The organism is Eisenbergiella massiliensis (assembly GCF_003435485.1).
Genome location: NZ_QVLV01000027.1, coordinates 26,165 through 42,457 on the forward strand (window position 1 = coordinate 26,165; position 16,293 = coordinate 42,457).

Sequence of the window (16,293 nt, forward strand, 5' to 3'; positions counted from 1 at the left end):
TGCAAAATAAGGCTGGCAGCTACCATAGGTACATGATACGCTGTCAGCCTTAAGGGGATTTTCAGGGAACCTTAATTAACCTTAATTAAAGGAAAGTCTATCTGGAACAGGGTTCTGCTGTCCGCAGGGATGTTGAGCAAAACCGGTTTGGCGCCGGGGGAACCGTAGAGGAGCCTGGAGGTCTGGTGCTGCAGGGAGAAAACGCTGATACTGCCTCCATGAAGCTCGGCAATACCTTTTACGATGGCCAGGCCAAGGCCGGTACCCTCCGGTTTCCGGCCGGTATCCTGGCCGCGGTAATAGCGGTCAAAGAGATGTGCCGCATCCTCCGGAGGGATTCCCCTTCCGTTGTCGGCAACGGCGATTTGGAGCACGGAATCCGTAACGGCGGCCAGTATTGTGACTTCGGTGTTTTCATTTCCATGGACAAAAGCATTGATGATCAGGTTACGGAAGGCTCTTGTTAAGAGGGTAGGGTCAAACGGAAACAGGATGGGCGCATCGTCACTTAGAAAATGGATCGTGCGGTTTTCGTATTCCGGTGTGTTCAGGATATCGATGGCAAGCTCCTTCAGGAAACGGACGATATCCTGCCTGCTGCGGTGGATGGGAAGCATGCGGTTATCCAGCTGATAGGTGAGCTTCAGGTCGTCGATGAGTGTTTCCATGTAGGCGGTATTTTTCAGTATGACAGCGGCGTACTGCCGGCAGGAGCCCTCCTCAGGGACTCCATTTTCCAAAAGAAGCTCCGCATAGCCCCGGATAGGGGATAGGGGTGTTTTGAGATCGTGGGTGATGTTGGTGATCCACTCCTCCCGCATTCTGTCCGTATCCCTTCGCAGCTGATCTCCTTCCCGGAGTTCAGCGTCCAGCCGGTTCAGGCTTTCGCCCAGGTCGCGGAAAGCCCCGGTGCTCCGGACGGGCAGATAGCAGCGCCCGGCGATTTCATCAACGGAAATGACCAGCTGCTTTACGGTGCGGGTAAGCCTGAAGCCATACAGGATAGCAAAAAAGGAGATGAGAACAAGCAGGACGGCAGCAATGGGCAAAAGGACATTTTTTCCGCCGGAGAAACGTTCGCCGTTAAGATACATGGTATTTTCCGAGATTTTTACCGGAAAATGAAGCAGGCAGGTGTACTCCTGCCCATCCTTTGTGAAAACTGCGGCAAAGGAGGATTCCTGCCTGCCTTCCAGATGTCCGCTGCTTACGATGCGCAGGAGCTGTGCAGCCGAGTAGCCCGTTTGGGCTTCTTCAGGCTTCTGCCAGGATAACAGCTCGCGGCCGGAGGCATCCAGCAGCTGCAGGCCTGTTTTTTCCATCCGGAGCAGCTCGCGGCCTGTTTGTGACAGCTGCGGCTTCCCGTCAAGGAAAAGGATTTCTTCCCGGAAGCTTTCCGTCATAAGCTTTGGCCAGTCGCTTTTTGCAAGGGAACCGTCCGGCTTCCTGAAAGTAATCAGCAGAAAAAAGAAACAGGCGGAGGCAAGAAAGGCGCCAAGCAGGCCCAGGAGGAAAATCAGATAAATATGAAAAATAGTGCGGTAACCGGATTTTTTCATGATTCAAGCCTCTTTTTCAGCTTATAGCCAAGCCCTTTTATGGTAATGAGCTGTCTGGGGGAGGAGGGATTATCCTCAATTTTTTCCCGAAGATGGCGGATGTGTACCATGATGGTGTTATCACAGATGCTGCTGTATTCGCCCCAAACCTGTTCGTAAAGGCGTTCCTTGCTGATGATTTTATCCGTATTTTCCATCAGATAGGACAGCAGCAGGAATTCCCGTCCGGTCAGGCTGATTTCTTCTCCGTTTTTATAGGCCCGTCCGCTTTCCGGATCCAGGGTAAGAGAGCCAGCTTTCAGCAGGGCGGCATTTCCGTCCGGCGACGTTTTCTGGTACTGCTGCCTCCGTAGCTGCGCCTTGACGCGGAATACGACCTCCCGGGGGCTGAAGGGCTTGGTAATATAATCATCGCCGCCGTAGGAAAGACCGAGGATTTTATCGATATCATCATTTCTGGAGGATAAAAAGAGAATGGAGCAGTAGGAAAATTCACGGATTTTCCTGCACACCTCCAGGCCGTCAATATCCGGCAGCATGATGTCCAGAATGACCACATCCGGCTGGAATTCCCGGCAGGCCTTCAGCGCGCCCATTCCGGTTTCCGCCCTCTGTATGGACTGGAAACCGTCCTTTCGCAGTACATTTTCAAGAAGATCAAGAATATCCTTTTCGTCATCTGCCAGTAGGATTTTAGCATTCATAAAGAAGCACCTGTTTTCTTTCTGCCTTCCGGCGGTGATGGAGGCTGATTTGCTTCTATCTTAATATCAGGGGAGCAGGCCTGTCAAATGGATATTGCAATGTTTTGGAATCGCTTATTGACAGGGCAGGAAGAAACGGTTTACAGTGGAGGAGGCATTGGCGATTGGGATGGCGGGGCGGGGAAAGATGCGGAAAAGAAGAACAAAAGAAAAAAAGAATAAAGGAAAAATAGAACAGAGGGAGAATATAACAAAGGAAAAAAGAAAGGTAACTGTGAACGCAACGGGCAGTTACAAGGGGAGAATGATTATGTATGATGTATTGGTTATTGGGGCAGGGCCGGCGGGCAGCACAGCTGCTAAAGTCCTGGCGGACAGGGGCCTTCGGGTTCTGCTTGCGGAAAAATGCGCGTTACCCAGATATAAATCCTGTTCCGGTGTATTGATAAAAAGATCCATGGATTTGGTAAAGCTTTATTTTGGGGAAAACGTGCCCTTATCGGTGACCTGTGAGCCGGCGGAGAACAGAGGAATGATTTTTACGAATGACTGCGGCAGGGAGTACCGGTTTGCGCAGGAGGGGCTGAATGTGTGGCGCAGCTCCTTTGATAACTGGCTGGCGGAAAAGGCAGGGGAAAGCGGTGCGCAGGTGAGAGACTGCACTACGGTGGTTGCCTGTGAAGAGAAGGATGGTTTTGTGGAGGTCACCCTGCAGGGGAAGGAAACCTTCGTGGAGAAAGCAGCTTACGTGCTGGACTGTGAAGGTGTTGTGGGGGCGGTCAGGCGTAGGCTGCGAAAGGAAACACTGGAATGTATAACCACCTACCAAACCTTCAATGAAGGCACAATTGACCTTGATCCTCATTATTTCTATGCTTATCTGCAGCCGGAGCTGTCAGAATATGATGCGTGGTTTAATGTGAAGGACAATCTTCTTGTCCTGGGTGTATCGGTGAAGGATCCGGCGCGAATTCCCCTGTTTTATGACCGGTTTCTTGGTTACATGCGGGAACGGCATAATCTGCGGATCAACAGGCAGACGAAGGAAGAAAAATGGCTGATGCCCCATGTCCGGCCCGGCTGCCGGATTGATTTTGGCATGGGGCGTGTGCTGTTTACCGGAGAGGCGGCAGGCTTCCTCAATCCCATGGGAGAAGGGATCTCGGCCGGAATGGAAAGCGGGTTCCTGGCGGCCAATGCGGTTGCGGCGCATTTTGAGGATCCCCGGAGGGTCTGTGACGTTTACAGGGATAGTGCTGCGGGGCTGAAATCGTATATGGAGCGCCAGTGGGATCTGGTGGCCGGGATGGCGGGGACTTTCAGGGAGATGGCTTTTTAACAGGCTCCAATGTATATCCTTCCTATGTATATTAATGTATATGCCGTTAATGACAACAGCGGCAGGTTGTATCCGACTGACTGGCGGTATCTGACCTGCCGGAACCTTATTATAATTGTTCCGGCAGGTCAAATTGTCTGGCGTTGCTGTTGGGAAATTTTTGGACAGCGGTATTTCCAGAACTTCATTTTCTGAGAAAGCTTCTGCCGATACAATATACGCCAACCAGTATTTCACCGACAGAAATCCCGAAAAGAACGCCTGACATAAAATCTTTCATATCGGAACCGCCGACAGTGTGGGACATCAGCAGCATGGCGATACCAATTACGATAAGGAACATGCCGTACATGGTCGCTTTTTGACTCTCAAGCTCCTGAGTTCTTCTGAGCAGATCCGTAATTTGCTTTTCATCGTACATACGAATACTGTCATCAGCAGCGTCTTCGGCATCTATGAATTCGGATATCGTAATTCCCAGCGTGTTGCATAAATTTTCTATAATGCTGTAATCCGGCATGCATTTGCCGTTTTCCCATTTGGAGATGGTCTTGTTGGAAACGCCAAGCTTTTCCGCAAGCTGTGTTTGTGTCAGGTTTTTCGCTTTCCTTTTTTGATAGATATATTTTCCGATAGCTGACTGATCCATTGTGTTACCTCCGTGTATTGATGGCGTAATTTGTAATTGATTAATTCCTGTACGGCTGTTTGTAAAGTCTATCCAAACGGATATGTCTGTCTGCGCAGATATCACCACGAATGAAAATTGATTGCTACATGCTGTGAACTCCTGCAGCCGCTGCCGGCATTTACAAACTGGCCTGCTGAAGAATTACTATAATTGTAACCTTATAACAGAAATAATAATATCCCCCGGAAGTAGAATATGGGTAGAATTGTAGCTATGTTTTTTATGTCAGTTATTATTAAATCATCTTAATGCGAATTCTGGTTACTCTGCATTTTTAACACGCAGGTTATGCTCATTTTGTATGATTGATAATGTGTAAAAATTGCAAAGCCCAAAATGTTAAATCACACTCCAACGCATGTGGTTTACTATAATCTTCTTCAAGCCAAATATCGCAATATGCCGATGGAATCCGGTAAGTTCTTAATTGTTGTTTCTGATAAGAAGATAGCTTCCATTTCAAAATGACATCTTTTGAAAGCGTTTCTTCTAAATTATTCATACTCTCCCGTATCCCTTTCACTTTTGTACCAACACCCAGCATAGCAATTTCGGTTAAAACTCTGCGATAAAGAATAAAGTCAATATTATCAATGGAAAATATTTTAATTGGTCTAAAAAGCAATCCGACGGAATAATAATTATTTTTAACTTTTACCTGCAAATTGTTATCTGCAGGCAGAATACTGTCTCGATGGTTTATTGCAGCAGCTAACAATTCAATATTCTCGGGTGTTCTCCAGTTTTGCGTATAAGCAAGCCCGGCTAAATGATAGACAGAGGGTAAAAATGTGCTTTCTTCTATGTATGGATAGCAATATTTCCCTTTTCTTTGATTGGTTTTTGTGACGTCGGATAGCTTCTCTATTTTTAAAACATCAGCGAATGCTTGTAAAGCTGCATTCTGATATTTTTTAACTTCTGCATCGTCACCATATCCAAGCATGGCTTGCATTGTATATAACAATATCATCAAAGAAAAACCGCAGTTTACACCTAAAAATCTATCATTATAAAATCGGAAAGCAGTCGATGAAAAGGAAAATTCTTCCTTTAAGATCTCGTCATTTCTCAAAGCATTAATGTAATTCTTAATAATTTTGTCTTGCTTTGGAACAGCATAGCTTGACAACAATCTTGCTGCTGCTTCACCTTCTTTTAGCTGTAATTCTTTATTGTTTCCGGTATGCATACCTATGCCAATATATCCATTTGGTTTTACATAACTTTTAACAAGTTTGAAATTAGTTGTTTGCATTACCTTTTCAAACAGGTTTTCTTCCTCTGTTTTGCTTAAATCTTTTAAAATTTCTTTATGAAGTCGATATTTAATTACATCTCCCGCATTTTCAAGGAGAAAATCAACAGACTTTGATAAATCCATTTCACACCGCCTAATATATATTTTCTTCATATTCCATGTGATTTTCTAAGAAGTATTGTATCATGCCTGTTGTTTACTTTTCAAACTATTCGCAAATTCGTAAATAATTATTTGTAAAAAAGAGGATGAGGTTACTTCCCAACAAGTCATTTTTTTGAAGTATTGCCACACTTCTTAAGCTTGAATCGTGATTTTACCTCCCTATGCGGAATGGATAGAAACTACTATGGCAAGGGCGATAAACGAAACAATTATTTACACCCATGTGGAATATAATCCCGTCTAATAATATATCTGAAAACCGCTTTAAATAAAACGGCATATATGGTATTATATAAAAACACCGGCGGCCGGGCATGTGTAAGAGTCTGTCAGCCGCAATTAGTTTTCATTTACCAATTCATAAAATATCTCATATATTCTGTCCGGATCGGACAACACTTTCAACTAATTTTTAGTTAAGCATTATGAATCAGATAATAAGATACATCAAATAGTAAGATACGGTTGCCCGGTGACGGATTTTCAGCTATAATTGTATGGAAGACAGGTATCTGCACATGGCTTACGGAACAGGAGGCCGTGTGGATAAACACGAACAGAAAGAAAAAGGTAAACAGACAGAGACAAAGAAAAGCCCGGAAAAAAGGGAACAAACCGGGGGAAAAGCAAAGGCCAGGGCGCGGGAACAGGCAGAGGTACAGGAAATCAACCACGAAGACCTGGCTTTGAAAACGGCCGCCCAGTACTTCGGAGAGGAACTGCTGCCCTTACTGGGAATAACGGAGGAGGTAAGATATGCGGCGCCTACCGAAAATGTCAGGCTTGAGGCAAGGCAGATGTACCAGGATTTCAATTATATTACTTCGGGAGGAACGTGGATACATCTGGAGTTTGAAAGTGATTCCGTCACAAGGGAAGATCTGAGACGTTTCCGGGAATATGAAGCGGCTACAAGCCGCACATTCCAGGTGGCAGTGATTACATATGTAATCTGTTCCTCAAATGTCAGGAAATTAATGAACAGACTGACGGAAGGAATCAATGTTTACCAGGTAAATATTATACGTCTGAAGGATAAAAATGCAGACAGTTTAATTTCCGGGCTGGAGAAAAAACAGAAGCAAGGGGAACCGTTGGGAAAAGAGGATCTGGTACCTTTGCTTTTAACCCCGCTCATGTCAGGCCGGCTGAATATCGGGGACAGGATTATCAGAAGCATTGAACTGCTGCAAGGTTCCAGAGCTTCCGTAACGGAAACCGAACTGGAAAAAATGTATGCAGTATTGTACACACTTGCGGATAAGTTTTTAGGTGTGGAAGATTTGAGTAAAGTAAAGGAGCGGATTGCGATGACTAAGTTAGGGACGATGCTGTTTAATGATGGGATTGAGAGAGGCAAGGCAGAAGGAAAAGCAGAAATAGTAGCTATCATCCGGAAAAAGGCAGAAAAAGGACTTGATGTACAAAAGATTGCGGAAGTCATGGAGCTGGATCCGGTTTATGTAAAAAGGATTACAGATCTGCTGACAGAAGCTCCTGCCAGAACTGATTTGCAGGTAGCAGAAATTCTTATTGGGCAGGAATAACCGTTGCAAAGACTTCTGACAGCGCAAATGGTTTTCTGCCACAAATGCGATGCAGTATAATGCGGAAGATTGATTTCACAGCGGTATCTGTAGTTTGATTTAATAGGGAAAATGAACAAAATTACAGCTCCTGTTTTGTAAAAAAAAGAGAAAGCGGAAGCGTTTCCCAAAAGGAGATTGACTTCCGCTTTTTATCGTGCTAAGCTGAATTTCAGAACAGGATAGCGATTGTGAAAGCATGCTAAACCTATATACAGAAATATGTTTGGAAGCAGGTGTTTCCGGATTTATTTGTGTATATAGGTTTTTTTGTATTCAAAACTTCAGAACTGTCAGGAGGATGGGGATATGCAGATATACAAGATTCTCAACAATAATGTGGCGGTGGTGCTGGATGAAAATGGCCGGGAAAAAGTCGTAATGGGAAGAGGAATCTGCTTCAAAAAGAAGGCGGGTGAATTAATTCCCGATGAAATAATCGATAAGACCTTCTTCCTTTCCGGTTCGGAGGCCAACAGCAAATTTCAGGCGCTGGTACAGGATATTCCCATGGAACACATTGCCATCGGGGAAGAAATAATTTCCCGTGCCAGGGAACAGCTGGGTAAAAAGCTCAGCGACATGCTGTACATATCCCTGATTGATCATGTCCATACCTCTATTGTCCGTTTCCTGGACGGGATAACGGTAAAAAATGTGCTTCTATGGGATATCCGGCGATTTTACAGGGATGAATTCCAAATCGGACTGTGGGCGCTTGAACTGATTGAAGAAAAATGCAAGGTACGCCTGCCAGAGGATGAAGCCGGATTTATTGCGCTCCATCTGGCAAACGCCCAGATGGACGAAGACGTGATGCATAATATGTATGAAATTACAAGGATAATGCAGGAAGTTGTCAATATAGTAAAATATTATTTCCATGTGGATTTTGACGAGGATGATGTGTATTATTACCGGTTTATCACGCATCTGAAATTTTTTGCCAAGCGTTTGATTGAACGGCGGACCTATGAGGATGAGGGCGATGATCTGCTGGAGGTAATCAGAAATAAATATCAGGATACATACCGCTGTGTGGAAAAAATCACGCAGTTTATCATGAAGAAATATGAGTACCGGCTTTCCAGGGAAGAGCAGCTTTATCTGACAATTCATATTGAACGGGTGATTCATAAAGCAAAGGGATAATACATAAGGCAAATGGATGATTGTGACAATAACAGTACATGGCAGGGCAGTTACTTAAAAGGACACGTACGCCGGGATGGTGACATTTGGTTGGCCAAACCTTCATCAATATAATTATTTATAAAATGGAGGAAAAAAGAATGGGCAAGTACGAAAATCTGGCAAAAGAAATCGTCAGGAATGTGGGCGGAAAAGAAAACGTCAGCAGTCTGACACATTGTATTACAAGGCTTCGCTTCAAACTGAAGGAGGAAAGCCTGGCAAAGGATGATGTCATCAAAAATATGGACGGGGTTGTGACCGTTATGAAAAGCGGCGGCCAGTATCAGGTAGTGATAGGGAATCATGTGCCTGAGGTATATGCGGAGGTAATGCCGTTGCTGGGGCTGGAGGAAGGCAGTGCAGATAAGGCGGATGAGACGCCGTCGGGAAATCTGTTTAACCGTGCAATTGATATTATTTCAGGAATTTTCCAGCCGATTCTGGGTATTATGGCGGCCTGTGGTATGGTGAAGGGGCTGAATGCCCTGTTTGTGGCGCTGGGGTGGTATCCGGAAACCTGCGGCGGATATCTTGTGTTAAATGCTATTGGTGACGGCCTGTTCCATTTCCTGCCGCTGTTTCTTGGGTATACTGCCGCGAAAAAATTCCGGTTGAAACCGATGATAGGGCTGGTAATCGGCGCGATTATGTGTTATCCCACCGTACAGGCCGGCACGCTTTCGGCAGGAGGGCAGGTGCTGTATACACTGTTTTCCGGAACGATGTTCGAATCCGCCGTATATACTGATTTTTTCGGCATTCCCATGATAGCCATGGATTACACAGGCACGGTGATTCCTGTTATTTTTGTAGTTTATTTTGCTTCCAAATGTGAAAAATTCTTTAATAAATTTATTCCTGATCTGGTAAAATTTTTCTTTGTGCCGATGCTTACGCTGTTGGTGAGCATTCCGGCAGGCTTTCTGTTGATTGGGCCGCTGGCAACCTTTGGTTCTACGCTGATTGCCCAGGGGGTTATGACGGTGCGTAACTTCAGCCCGATGCTGGCCGGCGCGCTGGTTGGGCTGACATGGCAGATTCTTGTTATTTTCGGACTTCATTGGGGGTTTATTCCGGTGTATATCAACAACATTATGACCAACGGCTATGACAATGTAATGATGCCTTTTTTTGCCTGTACCTTTGCCACATCGGCGGTGGTTCTTGCAATCTTTTTCAAAACAAAGAACAGACAGCTGAAGGAAATGGCGCTGCCTAATTTTATTTCCGGTATTTTCGGGGTGACCGAGCCTGCCATTTACGGAATTCTCCTTCCGTTAAAAAAGCCGTTTATTATCAGCTGTATTGCCGGCTGTATCGGCGGCGGTTTTTATGGGGCCTTTAATTTCCGTAAATTTATGATGGGCGGCATGGGGATTTTTGAATTCCCGGCCATGATTGAGCCTGACGGCGGGATGGGAAATCTGATTGTGGCCCTGGCAGGTGTGGCGATTACTATGGTGATTGCTTTTGCGGCAACTATGATTTTTTATAAGGATGATAAGAAAACGGCAGAAGAAACGGCGACAGGAGATCGTAGAGCGGAAGGCGGTTCGGTGGAAGCTGAGGGAGAATCTGAGACAGTACCTGAGACAGACGGGGTAGGGAAAAAGGCGGAGACAAGGGCCGCCCTGCTTCATCAGACGCAGCTTTACAGTCCGCTCAGAGGAAGGGTGCTGAAGCTGGAAACGCTGAAGGATGATGCTTTTGCGTCCGGTGTGCTGGGAAAAGGTGTTGGGATATGGCCGGAGGAGGGGAATGTGTATGCGCCTGCGGACGGCGTGGTTTCCGTACTTTTCCCGACGCTGCATGCCATTGGTTTTTCGACGGACGAGGGCGTGGAGCTCCTGATCCATATCGGTCTGGATACCGTCCAGCTGAATGGGGAAGGTTTTCAGGCCAGGGTTGCGCAGGGAGACCGGGTGAAAAAAGGACAGCTTCTGGTGAGCTTTGACATGGCGTTTATCGAGGAAAAAGGATATTGCCTGGAAACGCCCGTGCTGGTAACTAATTCAGACAACTATCTTGAGGTGGTGGAAACTGCCGCAGAGCATGTGGCGCAGGGTGATGTGCTACTGAAGGTGTTAAAATAAGAGAGCGGAGGTGGCGATATGGGATTTCCAAAAGATTTTTTATGGGGCGGCGCTACGGCGGCAAACCAGTGTGAAGGCGGTATATTTGAAGGCGGAAGAGGACTGGCAAATGTGGATGTGTGCCCTGCAGGGCCGGATCGGAGCGCCGTGCTTGCCGGGCACAGGGAAATGCTTGCCATGGATGGCTCCCACAGGTATCCTGCGGCGGAAGCGGTTGACATGTATCATCACTTCCGGGAGGACATCCGGCTCTTTGGCGAGATGGGATTTAAAACCTACCGGCTGAGTATTTCCTGGACCCGTATTTTCCCGGAGGGAGATGAAACGGAGCCGAACGAAGAGGGGCTGCGGTTTTATGAGGAGATTTTTAAGGAATGCAGAAAATATGGGATCCGGCCCCTGGTGACGATCTGCCATTTTGACTGTCCCATCGGACTGATCCGTAAGGTGGGAGGCTGGAGGAGCCGGGAGATGATCGGGCACTACCTCCGTCTGTGCGAGGTGCTGATGAAACGGTACCGGGATTATGTGACATACTGGCTGACCTTCAATGAAATCAATATGATTCTGCATGCGCCGTTTCTGGGAGCGGGGCTTGTATTTGCAGAGGGAGAAGATGAAGAGCGGACCAAATACCAGGCTGCGCACCATGAACTGATTGCCAGTGCGCTGGCGACCCATATGGCTCATGAGATCAACCCGGAAAACAGGGTGGGCTGCATGTTTGCCGCAGGAAGCGCTTATCCTTTTTCCTGCCGGCCGGAGGATGTCTGGGAGGCGCTGCTTACGGACCAGGGAAATTACTTTTTCGTGGATGTGCAGGCCAGAGGCTATTACCCCTCCTATGCAGTAAAAAGGCTTCGAAAAAAAGGAATTTTTCCCCGGATGGAGCCTGGGGATGAAGATATCCTGAAGCGGGATACGGTGGATTTTATTTCTTTTTCCTATTATAACAGCAGGTGCATTGCAGCGCCCGGCAGCGCAACAGAGGAGGCGGAGGGAAATCTTTTCCGTTCCGTGAAGAATCCGTACCTGAAGTTCAGTGAATGGGGCTGGCCGATAGATCCCATGGGACTGCGAATTACCTTAAACCAGGTTTACGACCGTTACCAGAAACCGTTGTTTGTGGTGGAGAATGGCCTGGGCGCGCAGGATGTGCCGGATGAAAACGGCCGTGTGGAGGATGACTACCGCATTGATTACCTCAGAGAGCATATCCGGGCCATGAAAGCGGCGGTGGAGGAGGACGGCGTGGAGCTTATGGGCTATACCTCCTGGGGGTGCCTCGATCTGGTGAGCGCCTCCTCAGGAGAAATGAAAAAGAGATACGGCTTTATCTATGTGGATAAGCAGGACGACGGAAGCGGGACGTACGCCCGGAGTAAAAAGAAATCCTTTGACTGGTACCGGAAGGTGATAGCTTCCAATGGGGAGATGCTGTAAAGAAAGGCAGTATTTTGGTTATAAGTAATTTTCGGCAGACTATAACCAACAGCATAATTGTGGTATACTTCATATTGTCAGGAAAACAGGATGGAAAACTTGCATTATAATGACTGGCTTCCGGAAGAAGGCAATACGGATATCCGAAATTACGGAATTGCTTTCTTTAAAAAGCTGTGCAGGATGATGGACAGCTTTAAAATTCATGACAAAACGGCCTGGGAATAGAAAATAATATGATTCAAACTAACATAAAGCACAGACCAGGCTGAAAGGAGAATACAATGAAGAAAGAAGTGGCATTGCCGGCTCCCTTATTCCGGGATCCGATTTATGACTGCCCCACAGACCCCACGATTATCTGGAACAGGGAAGAAAAACAGTGGTATCTTTTTTATACGCAGAGAAGGGCCGCGGATACTTCCACAGGAGTTTCCTGGGTACATGGTACGAAAATCGGCATCGCTGTCAGCAAGGACGGCGGAAAATGGCTTTACAGAGGAACCCTGGAAGGCCTGGATATTGAAAAAGGGCACAATACCTTCTGGGCGCCGGAAATCCTGTGGGCGGAAGGCTGTTACCATATGTATGTATCTTATATTACCGGTATCCCTACTGATTGGGAATATCCCAGGCAGATGCTGCATTATACCTCGGACGATCTGTGGGACTGGGAATTTCAGGGGAGAATAGATCTGAATTCCCAGCGGGTGATTGACGCCTGCGTATACGAGGTCGCCCCGCATCAGTATAAGATGTGGTACAAGGATGAGGAAAAGGAAAGCAGAACCTATGCAGCCGTCAGCAGTGATCTGTACCATTGGGAGGTTCTGGGAGAAGAGGTTTCCGACTGCGCGCAGGAGGGCCCGAACGTGTTTGAGCTGGACGGCATAAAATGGATGATATCTGATTACTGGCACGGACTTGCGGTATACCGTTCCGAGGATTTTGCACATTGGGGCAGATGTGCGGATATCCTGGAGAAATCCGGTACCAGACCTTTGGACAGGGGCCTGGGGCATCATGCGGACGTACTTGTAAAGGACGGCCGCGCCTTCCTCTTTTATTTTTGCCATCCCTATGCAGGAGAGGATGAGGCAGAAAGAGCGGCGATGGAAAATCTGCCGAAAAGCATCCGCAATAACGCAGTGGTTCAGGCCGCGGAGCTGAAGGTGAAGGACGGACAGCTGGTGTGTGACAGGAACGCGCAGGTAGTATGGGAAATGGAAGAATGATTTTTCCTTGCGGAGAGGCGCATAAACCTGATTCAGGCTGGCCAGGCGGGAATAATCCAACGCGGAAGGTTCGTCCCCGGTGTCGGCGGCAAAGGAAAAATCACATCTGTACATAACCGATATACTGACTGTTGAGAAAGGCGGAGGTCTGAAACTGGGATATTGATAATTATATAAAAAGATGGCTGGTTTTAAAAATGTATATGATCTATAATAGAAATAATACAAAATATTGATTGATAATAATCAAATTCTATATTATTTACGAACGTGGAGAAGCACTATGCAGAAGAAAATCATGCCGATCATTCTGATCGTGGCTTTGCTGGTTACAGGACATCTTTCCCTGATTTCAATCCATGGGCTGCAGGGAAACAGCCGGGTAATTAATTACACCGGAGTAGTGAGGGGAGCTACCCAGCGTCTGGTCAAGCAGGAGCTGAACGGTCAGCACAATGATGCTCTGATTAAACGCCTGGACGGGATTCTTGCGGAGCTTGCCACAGGGGAAGGCGGGAACAATCTGATCCGGCTGGAGGATGATGATTTTCAGCGTCTGGTCGCCCGGATGCAGGAGGAATGGGAAAGCCTGAAGAAAGAAATTGTAAAAGTTCGCCAGGGAGAAAGCAAAACAGCCCTTTATGAGCTTAGCGAGGATTATTTTTCCCTGGCGGACCGGGCGGTCAGCGCGGCGGAGGAATGTTCGGAGCGGCGGGTTGAGGAGGCGAAGAATGTGCTTCTTGCCCTGAATGGCGTATTTATGGTGCTTGCAGGGCTGCTTGCCTGGCTGGGGGCGATTCAGTCCAGACGGCAGCTGGAGCTGCAGAAAGCAGAGGATGAAAACCGCAGAAAGAGCGAGAACCTGGCGCGCATGGCGCTGGAACTGCAGGCGCCCATGGATGAAATTTCAGAGCTTATGTATATTTCGGATACGGAGAATTATGAACTGCTCTTTTTGAATGAAGCGGGAAGGAAGCTGTTTGGTGTAACCGAGCTGAAAGGGCAGAAGTGCTACAAGGTCCTGCAGGGAAAGGAGAGCCCCTGTGAGTTCTGTACCACCTGTTTGCTGAAAGACGGAGAAAATTATACATGGGAGCATACGAACCCCATTACGAAAAAGCATTATCTGTTAAAGGACAGGCGGCTCCAGTGGGCGGGCAGGCCTGCAAGGATTGAAATTGCATTCGATATCACAGAAGCGGAAGCGGAAAAGCAGACGCTGAAATACATGCTGGACGGGGAAATGATGCTGATGGAATGCGTCCGTACTCTTTACCAGAAGCATGATATTGAGCAGTCCATTCCCATGGTGCTGGAGCATCTGGGACAGTTCCTTGGCGCGGAACGGACATATCTGGTTTTGTTACATGATTCCATGCTGTATAATGATTATGAATGGTGTGCTCAGGGAGTTGAATCCCAACAGAAAATGCTTCAGGGGATCCCTCTGTCGGCCATTGACTGCTGGAAGCCGGTCTTCAATGCGCAGGAATGCGTTATCATGGAAGACATCTCGGTCCTGAAGGCTTCGTATCCGGAGGCCTATGAGCTGCTGCGGATACAGAATATTCACAGCCTGGTGACAGCCCCCATGGAGCAGGATGGCAGCTTCAAGGGCTGTATCTGTGTGGATAATCCTCCTGCGGAACAGATGCGCAGTATAGTTCCGCTTCTGCAGACCCTGTGCTATTTTATCATGCTGACCTACCGGCGGACCGAGTCGGAGCTGCAGCTTTCCCGGTTAAGCTATTATGATACACTGACCTCCTTTTATAACAGAAACCGGTTTATCAAGGATTCCGAGGAGCTCTCCATGTGTGGCAGGGCGGTAGGGATTGTGTTCCTGGACGTAAATGGCCTGAAGGATATAAATGACCGTTACGGACACACCTGTGGGGATAAAATGTTGATCGAATGCGCGCGTCAGATGAGGGAAGTGTTCCGGGAGGCGGATTATTATCGTATTGGCGGTGATGAATTCGTCATTATCTGCCAGGGCATCGACCGGGAGGCTTTTGATACAAAGGTGGCCGCGCTGCGTTATCAGTTCAGTATTAATACGATCTGTAAGGCCGCCATCGGTTCCGAGTGGTCCTCTCAGTTTACGGATATACAGCAGCTTATTTCCGGTGCGGATGCCATGATGTATAAGGATAAAAAAGATTTTTACCGGAAAAATTCCACCTCTAACCGCTACCGGCATCACAGCGATGAAGCGCTGCAGCTGTCTGATCCTGAGGTGCTCCGGGAAGAAATCCTGAAGGACCGTTTTGAAGTGTTCTTCCAGCCGAAGATAGCGGCCTCCAGCCGCTGTGCTGTGGGGGCGGAGGCTTTAATCCGCTATCGGCCGCAGTCCGGAACTCTGGTGATGCCGGGGAATTTCCTTCCATTGCTGGAGGAAAGCAAGACGATAAGCCAGATTGATTTTTATGTGTTTAAGTTCGTCTGCTCCAGGATTAAGGAATGGTTGGATAAAGGAAAGACACTGGTTCCAATCTCCGTGAATTTTTCCCGCAGCTCTCTGGCGCAGCCGGATTTTGTGGAACGGCTTAATTCATTATGCCGTAATTACGGTGTGGACAAAAAGTATCTGGAAATAGAGATTACGGAAACCATACAGGAAGCGGACGGCATGGATTTCAGGACATTGATTAATGAGCTGCGTCAGTCCGGCTTTATTGTTTCAATAGATGATTTCGGTACGGAATATGCGAATCTTGCGCTGCTGTCCAATGTGGATTTTGATGTGCTGAAGCTGGACAGAAGCCTGGTGTATGATGTGGCTCACAATTCCAGGGCGCGGACCGTAGTGGAATCCATTATAGAAATATGCAGAAAGATGAATATCCAGGTAGTGGCAGAGGGAATTGAGACGGAGGAGCAGCTTACGGTGCTGCGCGCATGCGGCGTGGAGCTTGCGCAAGGCTTCCTTTTCAGCAGGCCGGTGCCCCTTGAGGAATATGAGAAGAAATATCTTTTCCAGCAGACGGAGGGAAAAGAATCGGAAGATAATTAATAATAAT

At 47.3% G+C, this 16,293-nt stretch carries 13 protein-coding genes; 9 read left to right on the forward strand and 4 right to left on the reverse strand.

Annotated features, from left to right (window positions below; translation table 11 throughout):
- Window positions 1-71: 71 nt before the first annotated feature.
- Window positions 72-1,559 carry a sensor histidine kinase gene (locus DXC51_RS24900; RefSeq protein WP_117545621.1) on the reverse strand — a complete coding sequence of 496 codons (1,488 nt, stop codon included), beginning with the start codon at window positions 1,557-1,559 and terminating at the stop codon, window positions 72-74.
- Window positions 1,556-2,263, reverse strand: a complete 708-nt coding sequence (locus DXC51_RS24905) for a response regulator transcription factor (RefSeq protein WP_102289204.1) — start codon at window positions 2,261-2,263, stop codon at window positions 1,556-1,558. Before DXC51_RS24905 ends, DXC51_RS24900 begins: the two co-directional genes overlap by 4 nt.
- A gap of 87 nt (window positions 2,264-2,350) precedes the next feature.
- On the opposite strand from DXC51_RS24905, the gene DXC51_RS30320 reads away from it, so the two are divergent.
- Both DXC51_RS30320 and DXC51_RS24910 read left to right on the forward strand, forming a co-directional pair.
- Window positions 2,351-2,485 (forward strand): hypothetical protein, encoded by a 135-nt coding sequence (locus DXC51_RS30320; protein ID WP_270495307.1) that lies wholly within the window; start codon window positions 2,351-2,353, stop codon window positions 2,483-2,485.
- An 88-nt stretch (window positions 2,486-2,573) separates the two neighbouring features.
- On the forward strand, window positions 2,574-3,602 hold the full coding sequence (locus DXC51_RS24910) for an NAD(P)/FAD-dependent oxidoreductase (protein WP_117545653.1): 1,029 nt from the start codon (window positions 2,574-2,576) through the stop codon (window positions 3,600-3,602).
- A 184-nt stretch (window positions 3,603-3,786) separates the two neighbouring features.
- Here DXC51_RS24910 and DXC51_RS24920 read toward each other — a convergent pair whose 3' ends face one another.
- Both DXC51_RS24920 and DXC51_RS24925 read right to left on the reverse strand, forming a co-directional pair.
- A complete protein-coding gene (locus DXC51_RS24920) occupies window positions 3,787-4,251 on the reverse strand; it encodes a helix-turn-helix domain-containing protein (RefSeq protein WP_117545623.1) in 465 nt (154 codons plus the stop codon).
- Between the two features lie 334 nt (window positions 4,252-4,585).
- Window positions 4,586-5,677, reverse strand: coding sequence for a hypothetical protein (locus DXC51_RS24925; protein WP_117545624.1), 1,092 nt, complete (start codon window positions 5,675-5,677; stop codon window positions 4,586-4,588).
- Window positions 5,678-6,261: 584 nt separating this feature from the next.
- On the opposite strand from DXC51_RS24925, the gene DXC51_RS24930 reads away from it, so the two are divergent.
- The 7 genes from DXC51_RS24930 (at window position 6,262) to DXC51_RS24955 (ending at window position 16,286) form a co-directional block, all read left to right on the forward strand.
- Entirely contained in the window at window positions 6,262-7,266 is a 1,005-nt protein-coding gene (locus DXC51_RS24930; RefSeq protein ID WP_243003272.1) for a hypothetical protein, read from the forward strand.
- Between the two features lie 348 nt (window positions 7,267-7,614).
- Entirely contained in the window at window positions 7,615-8,457 is an 843-nt protein-coding gene (licT, locus tag DXC51_RS24935; RefSeq protein ID WP_021637049.1) for a BglG family transcription antiterminator LicT, read from the forward strand.
- 140 nt (window positions 8,458-8,597) lie between these two features.
- Entirely contained in the window at window positions 8,598-10,592 is a 1,995-nt protein-coding gene (locus DXC51_RS24940; protein WP_117545625.1) for a beta-glucoside-specific PTS transporter subunit IIABC, read from the forward strand.
- 18 nt (window positions 10,593-10,610) lie between these two features.
- A complete protein-coding gene (locus tag DXC51_RS24945) occupies window positions 10,611-12,035 on the forward strand; it encodes a 6-phospho-beta-glucosidase (RefSeq protein ID WP_117545626.1) in 1,425 nt (474 codons plus the stop codon).
- 90 nt (window positions 12,036-12,125) lie between these two features.
- Complete coding sequence (locus DXC51_RS29710) at window positions 12,126-12,263, forward strand: hypothetical protein (RefSeq protein WP_181970194.1); 138 nt, start codon at window positions 12,126-12,128, stop codon at window positions 12,261-12,263.
- 56 nt (window positions 12,264-12,319) lie between these two features.
- Complete coding sequence (locus DXC51_RS24950) at window positions 12,320-13,270, forward strand: glycoside hydrolase family protein (protein WP_181970195.1); 951 nt, start codon at window positions 12,320-12,322, stop codon at window positions 13,268-13,270.
- 283 nt (window positions 13,271-13,553) lie between these two features.
- Complete coding sequence (locus tag DXC51_RS24955) at window positions 13,554-16,286, forward strand: bifunctional diguanylate cyclase/phosphodiesterase (RefSeq protein WP_117545627.1); 2,733 nt, start codon at window positions 13,554-13,556, stop codon at window positions 16,284-16,286.
- Window positions 16,287-16,293: the final 7 nt, after the last annotated feature.

Coding starts and splice junctions, on each gene's coding strand:
- DXC51_RS24900 (WP_117545621.1), bottom strand. CDS start 1,559: ATGAAAAAATCCGGTTACCGCACTATTTTTCATATTTATCTGATTTTC.
- DXC51_RS24905 (WP_102289204.1), bottom strand. CDS start 2,263: ATGAATGCTAAAATCCTACTGGCAGATGACGAAAAGGATATTCTTGAT.
- DXC51_RS30320 (WP_270495307.1), top strand. CDS start 2,351: ATGGATATTGCAATGTTTTGGAATCGCTTATTGACAGGGCAGGAAGAA.
- DXC51_RS24910 (WP_117545653.1), top strand. CDS start 2,574: ATGTATGATGTATTGGTTATTGGGGCAGGGCCGGCGGGCAGCACAGCT.
- DXC51_RS24920 (WP_117545623.1), bottom strand. CDS start 4,251: ATGGATCAGTCAGCTATCGGAAAATATATCTATCAAAAAAGGAAAGCG.
- DXC51_RS24925 (WP_117545624.1), bottom strand. CDS start 5,677: ATGGATTTATCAAAGTCTGTTGATTTTCTCCTTGAAAATGCGGGAGAT.
- licT (WP_021637049.1), top strand. CDS start 7,615: ATGCAGATATACAAGATTCTCAACAATAATGTGGCGGTGGTGCTGGAT.
- DXC51_RS24940 (WP_117545625.1), top strand. CDS start 8,598: ATGGGCAAGTACGAAAATCTGGCAAAAGAAATCGTCAGGAATGTGGGC.
- DXC51_RS24945 (WP_117545626.1), top strand. CDS start 10,611: ATGGGATTTCCAAAAGATTTTTTATGGGGCGGCGCTACGGCGGCAAAC.
- DXC51_RS29710 (WP_181970194.1), top strand. CDS start 12,126: ATGGAAAACTTGCATTATAATGACTGGCTTCCGGAAGAAGGCAATACG.
- DXC51_RS24950 (WP_181970195.1), top strand. CDS start 12,320: ATGAAGAAAGAAGTGGCATTGCCGGCTCCCTTATTCCGGGATCCGATT.
- DXC51_RS24955 (WP_117545627.1), top strand. CDS start 13,554: ATGCAGAAGAAAATCATGCCGATCATTCTGATCGTGGCTTTGCTGGTT.